Source organism: Pelorhabdus rhamnosifermentans, from assembly GCF_018835585.1.
In the GTDB taxonomy this organism is placed as follows: domain Bacteria; phylum Bacillota; class Negativicutes; order UMGS1260; family UMGS1260; genus Pelorhabdus; species Pelorhabdus rhamnosifermentans.
Window position 1 is genome coordinate 33,055 of the sequence record NZ_JAHGVE010000010.1, and the last position, 20,218, is coordinate 53,272.

At 43.0% G+C, this 20,218-nt stretch carries 21 protein-coding genes and 1 other annotated feature; all 21 genes read left to right on the forward strand.

Features of this window, described 5'->3' with window-relative positions; all coding sequences use genetic code 11:
- Nucleotides 1–28: 28 nt before the first annotated feature.
- The 21 genes from rplK to rpmC all read left to right on the forward strand — a co-directional run bounded on the left by rplK (nt 29) and on the right by rpmC (nt 20,174).
- Entirely contained in the window at nt 29–454 is a 426-nt protein-coding gene (gene rplK, locus Ga0466249_RS13230; protein ID WP_215829932.1) for a 50S ribosomal protein L11, read from the forward strand.
- Nucleotides 455–506: 52 nt separating this feature from the next.
- Entirely contained in the window at nt 507–1,214 is a 708-nt protein-coding gene (gene rplA / locus Ga0466249_RS13235; RefSeq protein WP_215829933.1) for a 50S ribosomal protein L1, read from the forward strand.
- Nucleotides 1,208–1,342: a sequence feature (ribosomal protein L10 leader region), on the forward strand. Its footprint overlaps the gene before it by 7 nt.
- A gap of 27 nt (nt 1,343–1,369) precedes the next feature.
- Entirely contained in the window at nt 1,370–1,894 is a 525-nt protein-coding gene (rplJ, locus tag Ga0466249_RS13240; RefSeq protein ID WP_215829934.1) for a 50S ribosomal protein L10, read from the forward strand.
- 51 nt (nt 1,895–1,945) lie between these two features.
- On the forward strand, nt 1,946–2,314 hold the full coding sequence (gene rplL / locus Ga0466249_RS13245; protein WP_215829935.1) for a 50S ribosomal protein L7/L12: 369 nt from the start codon (nt 1,946–1,948) through the stop codon (nt 2,312–2,314).
- Between the two features lie 377 nt (nt 2,315–2,691).
- Complete coding sequence (rpoB, locus tag Ga0466249_RS13250; protein ID WP_215829936.1) at nt 2,692–6,429, forward strand: DNA-directed RNA polymerase subunit beta; 3,738 nt, start codon at nt 2,692–2,694, stop codon at nt 6,427–6,429.
- Between the two features lie 69 nt (nt 6,430–6,498).
- Nucleotides 6,499–10,449 carry a DNA-directed RNA polymerase subunit beta' gene (gene rpoC / locus Ga0466249_RS13255; RefSeq protein ID WP_215829937.1) on the forward strand — a complete coding sequence of 1,317 codons (3,951 nt, stop codon included), beginning with the start codon at nt 6,499–6,501 and terminating at the stop codon, nt 10,447–10,449.
- Nucleotides 10,450–10,645: 196 nt separating this feature from the next.
- Complete coding sequence (locus Ga0466249_RS13260; RefSeq protein WP_215829938.1) at nt 10,646–10,888, forward strand: ribosomal L7Ae/L30e/S12e/Gadd45 family protein; 243 nt, start codon at nt 10,646–10,648, stop codon at nt 10,886–10,888.
- Between the two features lie 86 nt (nt 10,889–10,974).
- A complete protein-coding gene (gene rpsL, locus Ga0466249_RS13265; protein ID WP_215829939.1) occupies nt 10,975–11,349 on the forward strand; it encodes a 30S ribosomal protein S12 in 375 nt (124 codons plus the stop codon).
- Nucleotides 11,350–11,395: 46 nt separating this feature from the next.
- Nucleotides 11,396–11,866 (forward strand): 30S ribosomal protein S7, encoded by a 471-nt coding sequence (rpsG, locus tag Ga0466249_RS13270; RefSeq protein ID WP_215829940.1) that lies wholly within the window; start codon nt 11,396–11,398, stop codon nt 11,864–11,866.
- Nucleotides 11,867–11,887: 21 nt separating this feature from the next.
- Nucleotides 11,888–13,969: an elongation factor G gene (gene fusA / locus Ga0466249_RS13275; protein WP_215829941.1), complete on the forward strand. Its 2,082-nt coding sequence runs from the start codon at nt 11,888–11,890 to the stop codon at nt 13,967–13,969.
- A gap of 72 nt (nt 13,970–14,041) precedes the next feature.
- Complete coding sequence (tuf, locus tag Ga0466249_RS13280; protein ID WP_215829929.1) at nt 14,042–15,244, forward strand: elongation factor Tu; 1,203 nt, start codon at nt 14,042–14,044, stop codon at nt 15,242–15,244.
- Nucleotides 15,245–15,399: 155 nt separating this feature from the next.
- Nucleotides 15,400–15,711 carry a 30S ribosomal protein S10 gene (gene rpsJ / locus Ga0466249_RS13285; RefSeq protein ID WP_215829942.1) on the forward strand — a complete coding sequence of 104 codons (312 nt, stop codon included), beginning with the start codon at nt 15,400–15,402 and terminating at the stop codon, nt 15,709–15,711.
- Nucleotides 15,712–15,726: 15 nt separating this feature from the next.
- Nucleotides 15,727–16,368: a 50S ribosomal protein L3 gene (rplC, locus tag Ga0466249_RS13290; RefSeq protein ID WP_215829943.1), complete on the forward strand. Its 642-nt coding sequence runs from the start codon at nt 15,727–15,729 to the stop codon at nt 16,366–16,368.
- A gap of 31 nt (nt 16,369–16,399) precedes the next feature.
- Nucleotides 16,400–17,023 (forward strand): 50S ribosomal protein L4, encoded by a 624-nt coding sequence (rplD, locus tag Ga0466249_RS13295; RefSeq protein ID WP_215829944.1) that lies wholly within the window; start codon nt 16,400–16,402, stop codon nt 17,021–17,023.
- Nucleotides 17,023–17,313: a 50S ribosomal protein L23 gene (gene rplW / locus Ga0466249_RS13300; RefSeq protein ID WP_215829945.1), complete on the forward strand. Its 291-nt coding sequence runs from the start codon at nt 17,023–17,025 to the stop codon at nt 17,311–17,313. Before rplD ends, rplW begins: the two co-directional genes overlap by 1 nt.
- A gap of 30 nt (nt 17,314–17,343) precedes the next feature.
- Nucleotides 17,344–18,171 (forward strand): 50S ribosomal protein L2, encoded by an 828-nt coding sequence (gene rplB, locus Ga0466249_RS13305; protein ID WP_215829946.1) that lies wholly within the window; start codon nt 17,344–17,346, stop codon nt 18,169–18,171.
- Nucleotides 18,172–18,196: 25 nt separating this feature from the next.
- Nucleotides 18,197–18,478: a 30S ribosomal protein S19 gene (gene rpsS, locus Ga0466249_RS13310; RefSeq protein WP_215829947.1), complete on the forward strand. Its 282-nt coding sequence runs from the start codon at nt 18,197–18,199 to the stop codon at nt 18,476–18,478.
- A 21-nt stretch (nt 18,479–18,499) separates the two neighbouring features.
- Nucleotides 18,500–18,832 carry a 50S ribosomal protein L22 gene (rplV, locus tag Ga0466249_RS13315; protein WP_215829948.1) on the forward strand — a complete coding sequence of 111 codons (333 nt, stop codon included), beginning with the start codon at nt 18,500–18,502 and terminating at the stop codon, nt 18,830–18,832.
- Nucleotides 18,833–18,853: 21 nt separating this feature from the next.
- On the forward strand, nt 18,854–19,525 hold the full coding sequence (rpsC, locus tag Ga0466249_RS13320; protein WP_215829949.1) for a 30S ribosomal protein S3: 672 nt from the start codon (nt 18,854–18,856) through the stop codon (nt 19,523–19,525).
- Nucleotides 19,525–19,971, forward strand: coding sequence for a 50S ribosomal protein L16 (gene rplP / locus Ga0466249_RS13325; protein ID WP_215829950.1), 447 nt, complete (start codon nt 19,525–19,527; stop codon nt 19,969–19,971). Before rpsC ends, rplP begins: the two co-directional genes overlap by 1 nt.
- Entirely contained in the window at nt 19,971–20,174 is a 204-nt protein-coding gene (gene rpmC / locus Ga0466249_RS13330; RefSeq protein WP_215829951.1) for a 50S ribosomal protein L29, read from the forward strand. Before rplP ends, rpmC begins: the two co-directional genes overlap by 1 nt.
- Nucleotides 20,175–20,218 lie beyond the last annotated feature (44 nt).

The following is a 20,218-nucleotide window of genomic DNA, read 5'->3' on the forward strand; positions in this document are numbered from 1 at the left end:
ACAGTTAGTTAGGTAAGGAGGTGTAACCATGGCTAAAAAAGTAATTAAATTGGTTAAATTACAAGTTCCAGCAGCGAAAGCAACTCCGGCGCCTCCAGTAGGCCCTGCTCTTGGTCAAGCTGGCGTCAACATTATGGCGTTTGTTAAGGATTTCAATGAAAGAACAGCTAAACAAGTCGGACTGATTATTCCGGTAGAGATTACTGTTTTTGAAGATAGATCCTTTACTTTTGTCACTAAAACTCCACCGGCTCCTGTACTTTTGAAAAAAGCAGCAGGTATTGAAAAGGCTTCCGGTGAGCCAAATAAGAAAAAAGTAGCCAAGGTTTCTCGTACGAAAGTTCGCGAAATCGCTGAAAGTAAAATGGCTGACTTAAATGCCGCTAATGTAGAAGCAGCAATGCGGATGATTGAAGGCACGGCGCGCAGCATGGGAATTGATGTTGTCGACTAATGCTTAATTAGGTGGGAGGATTTTTCCGCTAAACCACAAGGAGGAATAACATATGCCAAAAGTTGGTAAAAAATATCAAGAAGCTGCTAAGCTTGTTGATGACAAACAACTGTATGAAGTTGAAGAAGCCATTGATTTAGTGAAAAAAACGGCTACAGCGAAATTTGATGAAACTGTTGAAGTTGCCATTAAATTAGGTGTCGATGTGAAATATGCTGACCAGCAAGTTCGCGGCGCTGTTGTATTGCCGAACGGAACAGGTAAGAGCAAATCTGTACTTGTTTTTGCTAAAGGTGAAAAAGCCAAAGCTGCTGAAGCTGCTGGCGCTGATTTTGTTGGTGCTGAAGATCTTGTAGCAAAAATTCAAGGTGGCTGGACTGAATTCGATGTGGCTGTTGCTACCCCTGATATGATGGGTACAGTCGGTCGACTTGGTAAAATTCTCGGACCTAAAGGTTTGATGCCAAATCCAAAGGTTGGAACAGTTACACTGGATGTAACCAAAGCCATTCATGAAATTAAAGCGGGTAAGATTGAGTATCGTACTGATAAAGCAGGCAATATTCATGCTCCAATTGGTAAAGTTTCTTTTGAACAGGGAAAACTGATTGAAAACTTTACGACACTTGTTGATACACTGAATAAAGTGAAACCTGCTTCTGCTAAAGGACAGTACCTGAAGTCCATTACGCTTAGCACAACCATGGGACCTGGCGTAAAAGTCAACCCACTCAAAGTTGTTTCCGGCAAAAAAGAATAGTTTTATTTTGGCTATAGACCGCAGGTCCCGTTTATTGGGATAAAAGCAATGCTTGCCTGCCGAGGCTGGAAACCGTAATGACAGTTACGACCTCCGGTTTATGCCGTGGGGTCTTTTTAGTTGCATTGATTATGTTGAAGGAGGTGTAAGAAACAATGGCAGTTACAAATGAAAAGAAAGTAGTTGTATCTGAACTCAAAGAAAAATTAGCTGCAGCCCAAGGTGCCGTATTAATCAACTATCGCGGCATTACTGTTGCACAGGATACGAAACTTCGTCGGATATTTCGTGAAGCAGGCGTCGATTATTTCGTAGCAAAAAATACGATGATTCGTTTAGCCGCAGCACAAGCAGGTATTGAAGGTTTAGAGCCTGTTTTGGAAGGCCCAAGCGCTATTGCCTTGTCTGTAAGTGATCCTGTTATTCCAGCTAAAATTATTTCAGAGTTTATGAAAGAAGCCAAAGTCATTTCTATTAAATCGGGTATCCTCGAGGGACAGGTTATTGACGAAGCAAAGGTGAAAGCCTTAGCAGATCTTCCTTCTCGCGAAGTATTGGTGTCGCGTGTACTTGCTGGTATGCAGTCGCCAATCGCTGGTTTTGTCAATGTACTTCAAGGCAATATTCGCAATTTGGTTTATACGCTTGAAGCTGTTCGCCAACAAAAGGAATCCGCTTGAGTTACAAATTAACCATTAAAAATTAAAACAAAAAAACGGAGGTTTTTTATAATGACTAAAGAAGAAATTATGCAAGCAATTGAATCAATGACTGTATTGGAATTATCGGAGCTTGTAAAAGCTTTGGAAGAAAAATTTGGCGTATCTGCAGCAGCTCCTGTAGCTGTAGCTGCTCCTGCTGCTGGTGGCGCTGCTGCTGCTGAAGAGAAAACTGAATTTGATGTTGTTCTGACTGGCGCTGGTTCATCCAAGATTGGCGTAATTAAAGTTGTTCGCGAGATTACTGGTCTTGGTCTGAAAGAAGCAAAGGAATTAGTTGATGGAGCTCCTAAACCAGTTAAAGAAAAGATTTCTAAAGCTGATGCTGATGCAATCCTTGCTAAATTAACTGAAGCAGGCGCAACTGCCGAAGTAAAATAATTAATTGCAGAGTGATAAAAGAGGGCGCTCGGGTAGTTTGAGTTGCCCTCTTTTATTTTTCAAAAAAAAGTTTTATAACACTTGACTTATTTATTATGATATGATAACATTTTAAATTGCGATACATAATTTCGTCTGAAAACACACAATGTGTGTCAGAAGGTATAAATTCGATATTGGCAGGAAATAGTAATATAGTGGAGGATGAATTTGTCATTTCATCGGTCAGAAAAAAGCAAGGTCCGAAATGGAACAATTGAACCTTGCTTATTTTGCGTATTCCCTGCTGGCAGTGCCGGATGTAATTCTGATCTAGCCTGCAATGAATGTTTAGAGTACTTTAGTTAGTCAAAAAGGGCTAAGGGGTGAAGGATTTCATGTTCAAACCTGTTCCGGTGGGCAAAAGGGTAAGATATAGTTATGCAAAAATTGATGAAGTGCTGGACATGCCCAACCTGATCGAGCTTCAGAAAAATTCTTACCAATGGTTCTTGCGTGAAGGGCTGCAAGAAATATTTCATGATGTTTCGCCAATTCAAGATTTTACAGGAAATCTCGTGTTGTCTTTCGAGACTTTCAATTTAGGCGAACCGAAATATGAAGTGGAAGAATGCAAAGAACGGGATGTGACCTACTCCGCACCACTAAGAGTGAATGTGCGGCTCATTAACCGTGATACGGGCGAAATTAAGGAACAAGAAGTATTTATGGGTGATTTTCCACTCATGACAGACACAGGGACCTTTATTATTAATGGTGCTGAGCGTGTCATTGTCAGTCAGTTAGTCCGTTCACCAGGAGTATATTACGGTGAAACGATTGACACGACGGGGAAAAAATTGTATAACGCGACAGTCATTCCAAATCGTGGTGCATGGCTTGAATTTGAAACAGATGCCAATGATATTCTTTCTGTCCGTGTCGATCGGACACGTAAATTGCCTGCTACCATTTTAGTGCGGGCGTTAGGCATTGCTTCAAGTCAAGCGATATCTGACCTATTTGATAATGACATTCGTATTCGGGCAACACTTGATAAAGATAGTTCGGATTCGAAAGAGGAAGCGCTCGTAGAAATTTACAAGCGTCTTCGTCCGGGGGAGCCGCCAACAGTAGAAAATGCGACGCAACTGCTGGAATCTTTATTTTTCGATCCCAAGCGTTATGATCTGGCAACAGTTGGACGTTATAAACTGACGAAAAAGTTGGGATGGCGCCGTCGGCTCTATGGTAAAACATTATTTTCAGCAATTGTTGATAAAACGAGTGGTGAAATTATTCTTCCCGCTGATACGGTGATGGATGAACAGCAACTGAATATTTTGGATGAAAGCGGTATCTTTGCTGAACAACAACTTGTGGAAGTTCATACCAAGCAAAAAGATGGTACACCACTCAAGGTTATTTGTAACACCGTGCTTCCTTACCATCATCGGACAATTACGCGAGAAGATATTTTCTCTTCGATTAATTATTTGTTGAATTTAGCGGAAGGCGTTGGATCAACCGATGATATTGACCATTTAGGCAATCGCCGTCTGCGCAGTGTAGGCGAACTTCTTCAAAATCAATTCCGGATTGGCTTATCAAGAATGGAACGGGTTGTCAAAGAAAGAATGACCATCCAAGATGTGGATGTCATTACGCCGCAGGCGCTCATTAATATTCGGCCTGTAGTTGCTGCTATTAAAGAATTTTTCGGTTCCAGTCAGTTATCTCAGTTTATGGATCAAACGAATCCTTTGGCAGAACTTACACATAAACGACGTTTGAGCGCATTGGGACCTGGTGGACTCAGTCGTGAACGAGCTGGTTTTGAAGTGCGTGACGTCCATCACTCTCATTATGGCCGTATGTGCCCAATAGAGACACCTGAAGGTCCGAATATTGGTCTGATTGGTTCTCTGTCGACGTTTGCACGAATTAACGAGTTTGGTTTTATTGAAACGCCTTATCGTAAAGTGGATAAAGTCAATCATCGTGTAACAGATGATGTCGTTTACTTGACAGCTGATGAAGAAGACGAAATGATTGTTGCTCAGGCTAATGAACATTTAAATGACGATGGCTGGTTTAAAGAAGAACGAGTCATTTGCCGTCATAATGAAGATACGCTTGCTGTACCTGCAGAAAAAGTAGACTATATGGACGTTTCGCCGAAACAGGTTGTTTCCATTGCAACGGCTATGATTCCTTTCCTTGAAAACGATGATGCTAATCGAGCCTTAATGGGTGCGAACATGCAACGACAGGCTGTGCCGCTCTTAAGAACGCAAGCTCCTCTTGTTGGTACAGGAATGGAATATAAGGCTGCTCATGACTCAGGCGTGTGTGTATTGGCGAAAAACGCGGGCGTTTTAGAACGCGTCACAGCCAAGGAAATTCAGGTTCGTACCGACAGTGGTGCCCTTGATACTTATAAATTATTAAAATATCTTCGTTCTAATCAAGGCACATGTATTAATCAAAGGCCGATAGTTTTTAAAGGCGACCGTGTTGAAAAGGGCGAGGTTTTAGCAGATGGTCCATCTACAGCGAAGGGCGAACTTGCCTTAGGTTATAATGTGCTTGTGGCTTTTATGCCATGGGAAGGTTATAACTATGAAGATGCTATTCTGTTAAGTGAAAAGCTTGTGAAAGAAGATGTCTTTACCTCCATTCATGTGGAAGAATATGAATGTGATGCCCGTGATACGAAACTCGGACCCGAAGAGATTACGCGTGATATTCCGAATGTTGCTGAGGAAGTTCTACGGGATCTCGATGATCGTGGGATTATTATGGTGGGGGCTGAAGTTCGTCCAGGCGACATTCTTGTTGGTAAGGTTACACCGAAAGGTGAAACCGAGCTGACAGCCGAAGAACGTTTGCTTCGCGCCATTTTTGGTGAAAAAGCACGTGAAGTTCGTGATACATCGTTACGCGTTCCTCATGGTGAAGCAGGTAAAATTGTTGATGTTAAAGTATTTACTCGTGAAAATGGTGATGAATTACCACCAGGTGTGAATGAACTTGTTCGCGTCTATATCGCGCAAAAACGGAAAATTTCCGAAGGCGATAAAATGGCCGGTCGTCATGGTAATAAAGGTGTTGTGTCCCGGATTATGCGGGAAGAAGATATGCCTTTCTTGCCAGATGGGACACCCGTACAGATTGTACTCAATCCACTTGGCGTACCTTCTCGTATGAATATCGGGCAGGTCTTAGAAACTCATCTCGGCTGGGCTTCCCATGTCATGGGACTGCAAATTAAAGCGGGCGATCTTCATATTGCTGAACGGCTTAAAGAAGTCCACTATGATGTGGAAAAATACGGGTTGCCTGAAACAACAGAAGCCGGTATTCGCTTGGCTACACCGGTCTTTGATGGTGCAACAGAAGCAGATATTCAAAATACCATTCGCGTTGCCAGCCAATCGGAAGATGGCAAGACCGTGCTTTATGATGGCCGCACCGGTGAGCCGTTTGATAATAAAGTCACTGTTGGTTATGTATATATGCTGAAATTACATCATTTAGTTGATGATAAGATTCATGCCCGGTCAACAGGTCCTTATTCGCTTGTTACGCAGCAGCCCCTCGGTGGTAAAGCTCAATTTGGCGGTCAGCGTTTTGGAGAAATGGAAGTTTGGGCTCTGGAAGCTTATGGTGCTGCTTATACACTTCAAGAACTTCTAACAGTGAAATCCGATGATGTTGTGGGCCGCGTGAAGACGTATGAGGCCATTGTCAAAGGTGAGAACGTGCCTGAGCCAGGTGTTCCTGAATCATTTAAAGTTCTTATTAAGGAATTGCAAAGTATTGGTCTTGATGTGAAGATACTTACAGAAGACGCGCAGGAAATCCAAATACGTGATACAGATGATGATATTCACGAAACAGCCCAAGAATTAGAGCTCAATATTATCGGCGAAGATGTAACACGCTCGCCTCATGATCACCACAAAGAAGCACAGCCTGAATCTTCTCCTCCTGATGAATTGGAACAAGGAGATCATGTGGCACCTCTTGAGGAAGAATTAGATATTATTGCTGAAATCGGCGAGATGGGTCATGAACATGATTTGGATTCATCCATTGATGACTCAAATGATAAAGATGATTTGGATAAATAATGAGTTTAGTTAAAGATAATTTATATGATCTTGACGACTTCGAGTAAGCTATGAAGGGAGCGATCCTCCTTGTTGGATGTAAACAATTTTGATTCAATGCGTATTGGATTGGCCTCACCTGATCAAATTCGCAACTGGTCTCACGGTGAAGTAAAAAAGCCGGAAACCATCAATTACCGTACCTTAAAGCCTGAGCGGGATGGCTTGTTCTGCGAAAGAATCTTTGGACCAACTCGGGATTGGGAATGTCACTGCGGCAAATACAAAAGGATTCGCTATAAAGGGATCATTTGTGACCGCTGCGGTGTCGAAGTAACGCGTTCCAAAGTGCGTCGGGAAAGAATGGGCCATATTGAATTGGCTGCCCCTGTATCGCATATTTGGTATTTTAAAGGAATTCCTAGTCGTATGGGGTTGATTCTTGATATTTCGCCTCGTTCATTAGAAAAAGTTTTGTATTTTGCTTCTTATATTGTGTTAGATCCCGGTGATACACCGCTAATGAAACGGCAATTGCTTACTGAAAGTGAATACCGTGAATACCGGGATAAATACGGTAGTACTTTCAAAGTGGGTATGGGTGCTGAAGCCATTAAAAAGCTGTTAGAAGAACTTGATTTGGATAAAATGAGTCAGGAACTTCGTCAGGAACTGAAAGAAGTGAGTGGGCAGAGAAAAATCCGTGCCATTCGCCGCTTAGAAGTGACAGAGGCTTTTAGAAAGTCAGGCAATCATCCTTCTTGGATGATTCTTGATGTTGTACCAGTGATTCCGCCGGAACTTCGGCCAATGGTGCAGCTTGATGGTGGACGGTTTGCTACCTCAGACCTCAATGATCTATATCGCCGTGTAATTAACCGGAACAATCGGTTAAAGCGTCTGCTTGATTTAGGGGCTCCTGATATTATTGTTCGCAATGAAAAACGGATGCTTCAGGAAGCCGTTGACGCGCTTATTGATAATGGTCGCCGCGGCCGTCCTGTAACAGGGCCTGGCAATCGTCCGCTTAAATCCTTAAGTGACATGCTAAAAGGTAAACAAGGACGGTTCAGACAGAATCTGCTAGGTAAACGTGTTGATTATTCTGGTCGTAGTGTTATTGTTGTTGGTCCGGAATTAAAGCTTCATCAGTGCGGTTTGCCGAAAGAAATGGCTCTCGAATTATTTAAACCTTTTGTGATGAAAAAGCTTGTTAATGCCGGTCATGCTCATAACATTAAAAGCGCTAAACGCATGGTAGAACGTGTGCGTCCGGAAGTCTGGGATGTACTGGAAGAAGTTATTAAAGAACATCCTGTCCTTTTAAATCGTGCACCAACATTGCATCGGTTAGGTATTCAGGCATTTGAACCTGTTTTATCAGAAGGACGGGCAATTAAACTGCATCCTCTGGCTTGTACAGCTTATAATGCTGACTTTGACGGTGACCAAATGGCCGTCCATGTACCTTTATCAGCAGAAGCACAGTCTGAAGCGCGTCTATTAATGCTTGCTGCCAATAACATTCTATCAACGAAAGATGGTCGTCCCGTTGTTACACCGACACAAGATATGGTCTTAGGCGCCTATTATTTAACGATTGTTAAGCATGGTGCCAAAGGTGAAGGTGGGATTTTCTCCAACTCTGTCGAGGCGATGCTTGCTTACGATCAAAAAACAACGCATTTACAAGCACCGGTTCAGGTACGTATGCCTGGTCATGGGCTTGTCCATACCACTATTGGTCGACTGATTTTCAATGAAGCTTTGCCAGAAGAATTACGTTATTATCGTGAAGAAAATGGCGAGACTCATCTCGGTATCTTGATGGATAAGAAACAATTAGGTAAACTTGTTGCTGAATGTTATCGCATTTTTGGCAATGGCAATACAAGAACAGCCGATGTCATTGATAATGTGAAGCGCCTGGGTTATTCTTTTGCTTGTCGGGCAGGGATGACGATTGCTATTTCCGATATTATTGTGCCGAAAGCCAAAACGGAGATTATTGAAAAAGCGGATCAGGATGTTAATGTGATTGATAAGCAGTTCCGTCGCGGACTGATTACCGAGGATGAGCGTTATAAAAAGGTCATTACCTTGTGGACCAAGGCTACCGATGATGTTACACATGCGCTGATGAATTCACTTGATGAATTTAATCCAGTTTACATGATGGCCACGTCAGGCGCTCGTGGTAATATTCAACAGATTCGTCAGCTTGCTGGTATGCGTGGTCTTATGGCTGATCCATCAGGTCGAATTATTGACTTGCCAATTAAAGCTAATTTCCGGGAAGGTTTAACAGTACTGGAGTATTTCATTTCTACTCATGGTGCTCGAAAAGGTTTGGCTGACACGGCTCTTCGGACAGCTGACTCTGGTTATCTTACGCGTCGCTTAGTTGATGTGGCACAAGATGTTATTGTCAGAGAAGAAGATTGTGATGTCATTGGCATTAATTTAGTCAGAGAGAGAGCCCGCTTGGCTCAAACAAGCGCAGGTGCTATTCAGTTCTTGCGGGAGGCCCTTTTAGGACGCGTTGTTGCTGAAGATATCGTCAGTCCTAAAGATGACAGCTTAATTGCTGCTCATGATACCGTGCTTAGCGAAAGCCATCTGCAGCTTATGGGTGATCACTCTGTCGCCGAAATAAAACTGCGTGGTCGTGAAGAAGACGCCGAAGATATGAAAAATTCGGCTGATGTGGAAACGATCAGCTTAGGCGAACCAGAAGAACATGTACGCAAGCATTTAAAAGAGTCGATGGTTCGTGAAATGCTTGGCAAAAATACTACGGTAGCTGTTGTAAATAGTGCTGGCGAAGAAATTGTGCCTGCCAATACACCGCTTACTGAAGAACATATTGAAGCTGTTCTTGCCAGCGATGTCCGCGAGGTACGTGTGCGCAATGATGATATTCGCGGTATTGAAGTAGCCGATATTACAGAAGGTAAGAGTGTAATTGAAGGTTTACAAGACCGTATTGTTGGCCGAACTGCTGCGGAAGACATTATCGATCCAAATACAGGGGAAGTTCTTGTACCTCTTAATGGGACGATTAAAGAAGCCATGGCAGCAAAAATCGGGAAGGTCTGCAAAAAGGTCAAAATTCGTTCTGTCCTTACTTGTAAATCCCGTTATGGTGTTTGCATCAAGTGCTATGGCCGTAACTTGGCTACAGGACATACAGTGGATGTGGGTGAAGCTGTTGGTATTATTGCAGCTCAGTCTATTGGTGAACCAGGTACTCAGCTGACCATGCGTACCTTCCACACCGGCGGTGTTGCTGGTGACGATATTACACAAGGTTTGCCGCGTGTTGAAGAACTGTTTGAAGCACGCAAACCAAAACGGCAAGCTGTGATTACAGAAGTCGATGGTACTGTTGAAGTGAAGGATGTCAAGGGTTTACATAAGGTCATTGTCACGCCGACAGGCGGTGGTGAAGAACATGCTTATGCTATTCCTTATGGTTCTCGTATGATTGCCAAAGATGGCATGACTATTGCAGCCGGGGACAGATTAACAGAAGGTGCTGTGAATCCGCATGATATCTTGCGTGTTAGTGGTCTAAGAGCTACGCAGGCCTATCTTGTTCATGAAGTACAAAAAGTTTATAAATCACAGGGTGTTGAAATCAATGATAAGCATATTGAAGTCATTGTTCGTCAAATGCTTCATAAGGCGAAGATAGAAGAAGCGGGTGATACAGATCTTCTGCCTGGTGATTATATTGACGTCAATGCTCTTGAAGAAGAGAATGCTAAGGCTATTGAGACAGATAGGCAACAGGCTGTTGCTAAACCTATTCTTCTTGGTATTACGAAGGCATCTCTTGCTACGGATTCTTTCTTGTCGGCCGCTTCTTTCCAGGAAACAACACGTGTTTTGACAGAAGCCGCTATTAAGGGCAAAATTGATCCGCTCTTAGGTCTCAAGGAAAATGTTATTATTGGCAAGCTTGTTCCAGCTGGTACAGGTATGAGCCGCTATAGCAACATTAAAATTAAAAAAGCTGTTAATCCAGTCAGCGAATAACTGAAAACAAGGATTGAGCGCAGATTTTATGCGCTCAATTTCTTACTTGTGACACACACGACACCGTGTGCATAAAAAGTATTGATTTTATTAGAAGAATTGTTGACATCTGTGGTAGAGAGTGATAAAATATCAAAGTGTTCAACTGCAAAACAAAAGATTTCCAGGATTTTTGCTTAGTATAGGGAGTGGTGAGATGTCTGAAGGACTTAAAGATGTGAAAAAGGTCATCGGCACCAAACAAGTCACAAAAGCTGTAGAAAAAGGTTTGGCAATCCGCGTCATTATTGCGAAAGATGCAGATCAACGGATTACAGATCCGCTAAAGTTGTTGTGCAAAGATAAAAATATTGTAGTAGAACAGGCACCTTCCATGGCTGAATTAGGAAAAACCTGTGGGATTGAAGTGGGTGCAGCTGCAGTAGCTATTCTTGGGTAGTTTCGTTGTTAAAACATTTTACCATATTATTATTTGGTGAAATTTTTTATAAGTATCAATCTGATTTATGGGAAGGAGGTGCGATTATGCCAACAATTAACCAGTTAGTACGCAAAGGCAGACAGACAATGGAGAAAAAATCCACTGCGCCAGCACTGAAAGAAAGCCCGCAAAAGCGTGGTGTTTGTACGAGAGTATATACAACAACTCCTAAAAAACCAAACTCCGCTTTACGTAAAGTAGCGAGGGTACGTTTAACGAATGGTATTGAAGTGACTGCTTACATCCCTGGTATTGGCCATAACTTGCAAGAACATAGTGTTGTTCTAATTCGTGGTGGCAGGGTAAAAGACTTACCAGGTGTTCGTTATCACATTATCCGTGGTGCTCTTGACACCGCAGGTGTGCAGAAACGTAATCAAAGTAGATCAAAATACGGTGCCAAACGTGCTAAGAAATAAGACGTCAATCATCGCAAAGAGTTTTGTATGAAGGAGGGAAATTTTCATGCCGAGAAAAGGTGCTGTACCAAAGCGTGACGTGCTGCCAGATCCAGTATACAATTCTAAAATTGTTACTCGATTCATCAATAAAGTTATGCTAGATGGTAAAAAAGGCATAGCAGAAAGCATTGTTTATAATGCTTTTGAAATTATGAGAGCCAAAACTGGCAAGGATCCATTAGAAGTATTTGAACAGGCCATGAAAAATGTAATGCCTGTTTTAGAAGTAAAAGCTCGCCGTGTAGGTGGTGCAAACTATCAGGTGCCAATCGAAGTTCGTCCAGATCGTCGTCTGACACTTGGAATTCGTTGGATGGTAAAATATAGCCGTGAACGCGGTGAAAAAACCATGCACGAAAGACTTGCTGCTGAATTAATGGATGCAGCAAATAATACAGGATCAGCTGTAAAGAAAAAAGATGATACCCATAAAATGGCGGAAGCCAATAAGGCATTTGCTCATTATCGGTGGTAAAACAGTGAGGAGTGAGAGATAGTGGCCAGACAGTTTAGTCTTGAAAACACTCGTAATATCGGCATCATGGCCCATATCGACGCTGGTAAAACCACGACAACAGAACGTATTCTCTTCTATACAGGCAAGGTACACAAAATCGGTGAAGTTCATGATGGCGCTGCAACAATGGACTGGATGGTGCAAGAACAAGAGCGGGGTATTACCATTACCTCAGCAGCCACTACGGCCCAATGGAAAGGTCATCGCGTTAATATTATTGACACACCAGGACACGTGGACTTTACAGTTGAAGTAGAACGTTCACTGCGCGTACTTGATGGTTCAGTAGCTGTCTTTTGTGCAAAAGGCGGTGTAGAGCCTCAATCGGAAACTGTATGGCGTCAAGCTGACAAATACAATGTTCCTCGTATTGCGTATGTAAACAAAATGGATATTACTGGTGCAGATTTTTATCGGGTTATCGACATGATGAAAGAACGGTTGGGTGCCCATCCTGTTCCCATTCAATTGCCGATTGGTTTCGAAGATACTTATATCGGTCTAATTGATTTGATTGAAATGAAAGCCGTTGTTTATCATGATGACCTTGGCAAAACAAGTGATTCAGAAGAAATTCCTGCTGACATGAAGGAATTGGCTGATAAATACCGCCAGAATTTATTGGACATTGTTGCTGAAAATGACGATGAGTTAATGATGAAATACCTTGAGGGCGAAGAACTTACGGTAGATGAAATCAAAAGCACCATCCGTAAAGCAACGATTGCTTGTAAAATGACTCCTGTTCTCTGTGGTTCTTCCTATAAGAACAAGGGTGTGCAGCCGCTCTTGGATGCAGTGGTTGATTTTATGCCAGCTCCAATTGACGTACCGGCAATTAAAGGTGTAAACCCTGATACAAACGAAGAGGACGAACGTCCTTCTGATGATAGCAAACCGTTTTCGGCATTGGCCTTTAAGATTATGGCTGATCCTTATGTTGGTAAGCTCGCTTTCTTCCGCGTTTATTCCGGTCAGCTTGCATCAGGCTCTTATGTCTTTAACTCGACGAAGGGTAAAAGAGAACGTATTGGCCGTATTTTGCAAATGCATGCCAATCATCGTGAGGAAATTGAAATTGTCTATACAGGCGATATTGCTGCTGCTGTTGGCTTGAAAGATACGACGACAGGGGATACGCTTTGTGATGAAAAGCACCCCATTATTTTGGAATCCATGGTTTTCCCTGAACCAGTTATTTCAGTAGCTGTTGAACCGAAAACAAAGGCTGACCAAGAAAAAATGGGCGTTGCTCTCGCTCGTCTGGCTGAGGAAGATCCAACCTTCAGAATGCGTACTGACCAGGAAACAGGTCAAACAATTATTTCTGGTATGGGTGAGCTTCATTTAGACATCATCGTTGACCGGATGCTGCGTGAATTCAAAGTAGATTGTACTGTTGGTAAACCGCAGGTTGCTTACCGCGAAACGATTCGTAAGCAAGTCAAGGCAGAAGGTAAATTTGTTCGTCAATCTGGTGGCCGTGGTCAATATGGTCATTGCTGGTTAGAATTGGTTCCACAAGAACCAGGAACTGGCTTCAGCTTTGAAAATAAAGTCGTTGGCGGGGCCATTCCACGTGAATATATTTCTCCAATTGAAGCCGGTGTTAAAGAGGCCATGCAAAATGGTGTTGTAGCCGGATATCCCATGGTTGACGTTAAAGTCATTGTCTATGATGGTTCTTATCATGATGTTGACTCTTCAGAAATGGCATTTAAGATTGCTGGTTCCATGGGCTTTAAAGCAGGTGCTGCAAAAGCCAGCCCAACCATTCTTGAACCGTACATGAAGGTTGAAGTTGTTGTTCCTGAAGACTACATGGGTGATGTTATTGGCGATTTGAACTCTCGCCGTGGACGAATTGAAGGTATGGAGTCACGTAATGGTGCTCAAGACATTCGAGCCTTTGTCCCACTTGCTGAAATGTTTGGTTATGCAACAGACCTTCGGTCTAGAACACAGGGTCGCGGCAATTATTCCATGGAATTTGACCATTATGAAGATGTTCCAAAGAATATTGCTGAGGCAATTGTTACCAAAGTCAAGGGTCATGCTTAAGCATTGAGTTGCTCAAATATGAATAAATTCACTAGACTTACAAATTAAAGATATTAGGAGGCAAAAATAACAATGGCTAAGAAAAAGTTTGAAAGAAACAAACCCCATGTTAATATTGGCACCATCGGTCACGTCGATCATGGCAAGACTTCTTTAACGGCTGCAATTACCATGACACTGGCAAAAGCAGGCGGTGCAGAATTCATGGCGTATGACATGATTGATAAGGCTCCAGAAGAAAGAGAACGTGGAATTACGATTAATACGGCACATGTGGAATATGAAACAGAGAAACGTCACTATGCCCATGTTGACTGCCCAGGCCATGCTGACTATGTAAAAAACATGATCACAGGTGCTGCACAGATGGATGGTGCTATCCTTGTTTGTAGCGCTGCTGACGGCCCAATGCCTCAGACTCGTGAACACATTCTGCTGTCCCGTCAGGTTGGCGTACCAGCAATGGTCGTATTCTTAAACAAGATGGACCTTGTTGATGATCCTGAACTGATTGAATTGGTAGAAATGGAAGTACGTGAATTGTTATCAAGCTATGAATTCCCTGGTGATGATATTCCAATTATTACAGGATCCGCTGTTAAAGCACTTGAATGTGGCTGCGGTAAACGCGAATGCGAATGGTGCGGTAAGATACATGAATTAATGGATGCTGTTGATGAATACATTCCAACACCTACGCGCGACACGGACAAACCGTTCTTGATGCCAGTAGAAGATGTCTTCACAATTACCGGTCGTGGCACAGTTGCTACAGGTCGTGTAGAAAGAGGCGAAATCAAAGTAAGTGATACTATTGAAATCGTCGGAATGACAGAAAAACCAAAAGCAACGGTTGTAACAGGTCTTGAAATGTTCAGAAAACTGTTAGACAGCGCTGTAGCAGGAGACAACATTGGCGTACTGCTGCGTGGTGTTGAAAGAAAAGAAATTGAACGTGGTCAAGTACTTGCAAAACCAGCTTCAATTAAACCTCACACGAAATTTTCGGCACAAGTTTATGTACTGACGAAAGAAGAAGGAGGCCGTCATACGCCGTTCTTTAATGGCTATCGTCCGCAGTTCTACTTCCGTACAACAGACGTAACGGGTGTGACGACGCTTCCAGAAGGCGTAGAAATGGTAATGCCTGGCGACAATATTCGCATGGATATTGAGCTTATTACACCGATTGCAATGGAAGAAGGACTTCGTTTTGCAATTCGTGAAGGTGGCCGTACTGTAGGCGCCGGCGTTGTTTCAGCAATTAATGCATAAGGAAATTACAACCGAGGCAAATAAGGGTGCTGGGGCACCCTTATTGTTAGACCTCTTGGGATCAAGGCGATGAGGTGGAAGGTTGCTGGAAACAGGGGAATTTCCACTGAGAACTGTCCGTTCAATGAAACTGGGCGATAAGGAGGCAATAAAAAATGGCGAAACAGCAAAAGATTCGAATTCGCTTAAAAGCATATGATCACAAGGCATTAGATCAAAGTGCAGTCAAAATTGTCGATACTGCAAAGAGAAGTGGAGCACTTGTATCAGGTCCTATTCCTCTTCCGACAGAAAAAAATATTTTCACGATTTTACGTTCACCTCATGTTAATAAGGATTCTCGTGAGCAATTCGAAATGCGCACGCACAAACGTCTTATTGACATACTGGAACCAACAGCGAAAACTGTTGACGCGTTAATGCGTTTGGATCTTCCAGCCGGTGTGGACATTGAAATCAAGCTGTAGGAGGAGGTGTTAGGGATGGCTAAAGCAATTTTAGGTAAGAAGCTTGGTATGACGCAAATCTTTACTGCAGAAGGTAAAGTCGTTCCTGTTACAGTTGTGGAAGCAGGAAATACCGTTGTACTTCAAAATAGAACAATTGAAAACGATGGCTATAATGCAGTGCAGCTAGGTTTTGGCGCTGCTAAAGATAAACATGTGACGCAGCCCATGAAAGGTCACTTTGATAAAGCCGGTGTAAAACCCGTTAAGTTCATTCGTGAAATGCGTTTAGCAGGTCCTTCGGAATATTCAGTAGGCCAAACAATTGGTGTGGATACTTTTGCCGAAGGTGAAGTCATTGATGTAACAGGCACAGCCAAAGGTAAAGGCTTTGCTGGTACAATTAAGCGTCATAATTTCAGTCGTGGACCCATGGGTCATGGTTCCAAGTCTCATCGTGAACCTGGTTCAACAGGTCCAATGACAAGTGGCGGCGGCGGTCATGTATTTAAAGGTAAAAAGCTGCCAGGTCATATGGGCGGTCAACAAGTGACTATTCAGCGTTTGACTGTTCAACGCGTTGATGATGCACGTAATTTGATTCTCATTAAAGGTGCAATTCCAGGTCCTAAAGGCAGTTTCGTTGTCATTCGCAATACAGTGAAACCGTTAAAATAACTGCCAGTTGTAAGAAAGGAGGATGAACTACATGCCGAAAGTAGCAGTATATAATATCGCCGGCGAACAGACCGGTGAGTTAGAATTAAATGATAATGTATTTAACGTAGAAGTTCTTGACGCTGTTCTTCACCAAGCCGTGATGATGCAGCAAGCAAACCAACGTCAAGGCAATGCTTCAACGAAAACAAGAGGATTTGTACGTGGTGGCGGCAGAAAACCTTGGAAGCAAAAGGGAACTGGCCGGGCTCGTTCAGGAAGTACGCGCTCACCGATTTGGGTTGGCGGCGGTACGGTTTTTGGCCCCCATCCGAGAAGCTATGCTTTTTCGATGCCGAAAAAAGCACGTCGTCTTGCAATTAAAGGTGCTCTTACAGCCAAACTGCAAGATGGGGAACTTACTGTTCTCGAAGAAATTGAATTTGCTGAACCAAAGACTCAAAACGCAGTTGCTATGCTGAAAAACCTAAAATCAGAGAAAAAATCCCTGATTATTACGGCTGACCAGAATGACAATGTCGAAAAGTCTTCACGCAACATTCCAGGAGTTAAAACGATTACATCGATGGGCCTTAACGTAGTTGACCTCTTATATCATGATAAGGTGTTTGTCACGAAAAGTGCAGTCGCCAAGATTGAGGAGGTGCTCGCATAATGTCCAACGCACGTGATATTATCGTTCGCCCGTTAATTACGGAAAAAACGACGAGCTTGATGCAGGATAACAAATTTACTTTTGTTGTCAGACTGACAGCAAACAAAGTTGAAATCCGCCAGGCGGTTGAAGAAATATTTAAAGTAAGAGTTCTTAAAGTGAATACGGTTCGTGTACTTGGTAAAGTGAAACGCATGGGCAAAACCCAAGGAAAACGCGCTGATTATAAAAAAGCGATTATTACTTTGGCACCAGGCGAAACCATTCCATTCTTCGAAGGTGTTCTGTAAGTAACAATTTGATGTAAAGGAGGGACACTTATGTCAGTTAAAAGTTTTAGACCTTATACTCCAGCCAGAAGATTTATGACAGTTGCTGATTTTTCTGAGATTACAACAGATAAGCCAGAACGGTCATTACTTGAACGGCTTGCTCAACATGCTGGTCGTAACAATCAAGGACGTCTTACTGTTCGTCATCAAGGCGGTGGACACAAAAGATTGTACCGATTGATCGACTTCAAACGTACGAAAGACAATATTCCAGCCAAAGTGGCTACGATAGAATATGATCCAAACCGTTCTTCCCGTATTGCTCTTTTAAATTATGCAGACGGTGAAAAACGTTATATTATTGCACCAAACGGCTTAAAAATGGGTGATATTATTACAAGTGGCCCAGAGTCCGATATTAAAATAGGCAATTGCTTGCCACTAAAAAATATTCCTGTTGGTACTTCCGTGCATAATGTGGAACTTAAAATTGGTAAAGGTGCACAACTTGTTCGTAGTGCTGGCTCTGTAGCACAGCTTATGGCCAAAGAAGGCGACTATGCCATGCTTCGTTTACCTTCTGGTGAAATCCGCAAAGTTCATGTGAATTGCCGTGCAACCATTGGCCAAGTTGGCCATTTGGAACATGAGAACATTACAAGTGGTAAAGCTGGCCGTTCACGCTGGCTTGGCATTCGTCCGGCTAACCGCGGTGTAGCCATGAATCCTTGTGACCATCCACATGGTGGTGGTGAAGGACGTTCGCCTGTTGGTCGTAAACATCCAGTTACTCCTTGGGGTAAAGATGCTTATGGTGCTAGAACACGTGTTAAAAAGGCGTCTGATCGCTTGATTGTGAAGAGACGTACGAAATAGACAGTAGAGAAGGGAGGCCAAAGCGGTGTCCAGATCGATAAAAAAAGGACCTTTCGTTCAAGAAAGCTTGATGAAAAAGATCAGCGTCATGAATGAAAACAACGAAAAGAAAGTTGTTAAAACGTGGTCACGCAGTTCAACTATTCTCCCGGCTTTCGTGGGGCATACCATTGCCGTTCATGATGGACGTAAACATGTGCCAGTCTACGTAACGGAAGATATGGTAGGTCATAAACTTGGTGAATTCGCACCAACCCGTACGTTTAAGGGCCATGCCGGCAGCGAAAAAACATCAGGCTTGAAGTAAAGAGCGAGAGGGGGTTAAACTATGGAAGCCAAAGCACTGGCAAAGCACATCCGAATTGCTCCTCGCAAAATTCGCATCGTAATGAATTTAATTCGCGGTAAGAATGTAGGCGAAGCCTTCGCAATTTTAAAGCATGTGCCGAAAGTTGGATCGGAAGTTTTAGAAAAAGTACTCAAATCAGCAGTTGCAAATGCAGAACATAATTGTGATATGAATGCTGATAATCTTTATATTTCAGAGGCCTATGTTGATCAAGGCCCGACTTTGAAGCGGATCCATCCGCGTTCTCGTGGACAGGCGTTTAAAATTTTGAAACACACTAGTCACGTGAGCATCGTAGTCAAAGAAAGATAACAGGCGAGGGAGGGAATAAAAGTGGGTCAAAAAGTTAATCCGCATGGTCTTCGCCTTGGTGTCATCAAAACGTGGGATGCGAAATGGTATGCCAACAAAGACTATGCTACTAATCTCCATGAAGATTTAAAAATTCGTAAATTTATTAAACAGAAACTTTATGCATCCGGTGTTTCCCAAATCGAAACTGAGCGGGCAGCCAATCGGACGAAAGTAACGATTCATACAGCCAAACCAGGTATGGTTATTGGTCGTGGCGGCAGCGGCATTGAAGAGCTCCGCAAAAACTTAAAAGCTTTAACAGGCAAATCGATTGATGTCAACATTGCTGAAATTAAGCATGCTGAACTGAGTGCTACTTTAGTTGCTGAAAACATCGCTTCCCAGTTGGAAAGACGTATTGCTTTCAGACGGGCTATGAAACAATCCATCGGCCGGACAATGAGAATGGGTGCCAAAGGCATTAAAATCATGTGTGGTGGTCGCTTGGGCGGAGCAGAAATTGCTCGCAGCGAAAGTACCCGTGAAGGGAGTATTCCACTTCATACACTTCGTGCTGATATCGACTATGGAACTGCCGAAGCTCATACTACCTATGGTCGTATTGGCGTTAAGGTCTGGATCTATAAAGGCGAGATTTTGCCTGAAGCGAAAAAAGTAGCCCCTGTTGCTCAAGAAGGGAGCGAAAATTAATGCTAATCCCGAAAAGAGTAAAACATCGTAAGCAGTTTCGCGGACGGATGAAAGGCCGCGCTATGCGTGGTAACACAGTAAGCCATGGCGAGTTCGGTCTTGTTGCACTTGAACCGTCTTGGATTACAAATCGTCAAATTGAAGCTGCCCGTATTGCAATGACTCGTTATATCAATCGTGGCGGTAAAGTTTGGATTAAAATATTTCCGGATAAACCAGTTACGGCCAAACCAGCTGAAACTCGTATGGGTAGCGGCAAAGGATCGCCGGAATATTGGGTAGCTGTTGTAAAACCAGGTCGCGTCATGTTTGAAATGGCTGGCGTGTCTGAAGAAATTGCACGTGAAGCAATGCGGCTTGCAGCACATAAATTGCCGATCAAGACAAAATTTGTTAAACGTGAAGATACAGTGGCCCCGGAACAAGAAGTGGGTGGTGACGAATAATGAAGGTTAAAGACATCCGCGAATTCAGCGCAACTGAATTGGAACAGAAATTAGCTGGGCTAAAAGACGAGCTTTTTAACCTTAGATTTCAACATGCAACTGGACAACTAGAAAACCCAGTTCGTATTCGTGAGATCAAAAAGACGATCGCCCGCATAAAAACAATCCAACGTGAACGCGAATTAAACGCATCGCAAGCGTAATCCTAGCTTAGTTAGGCCCCGAAAACGTTGGCCATCAGATAAAG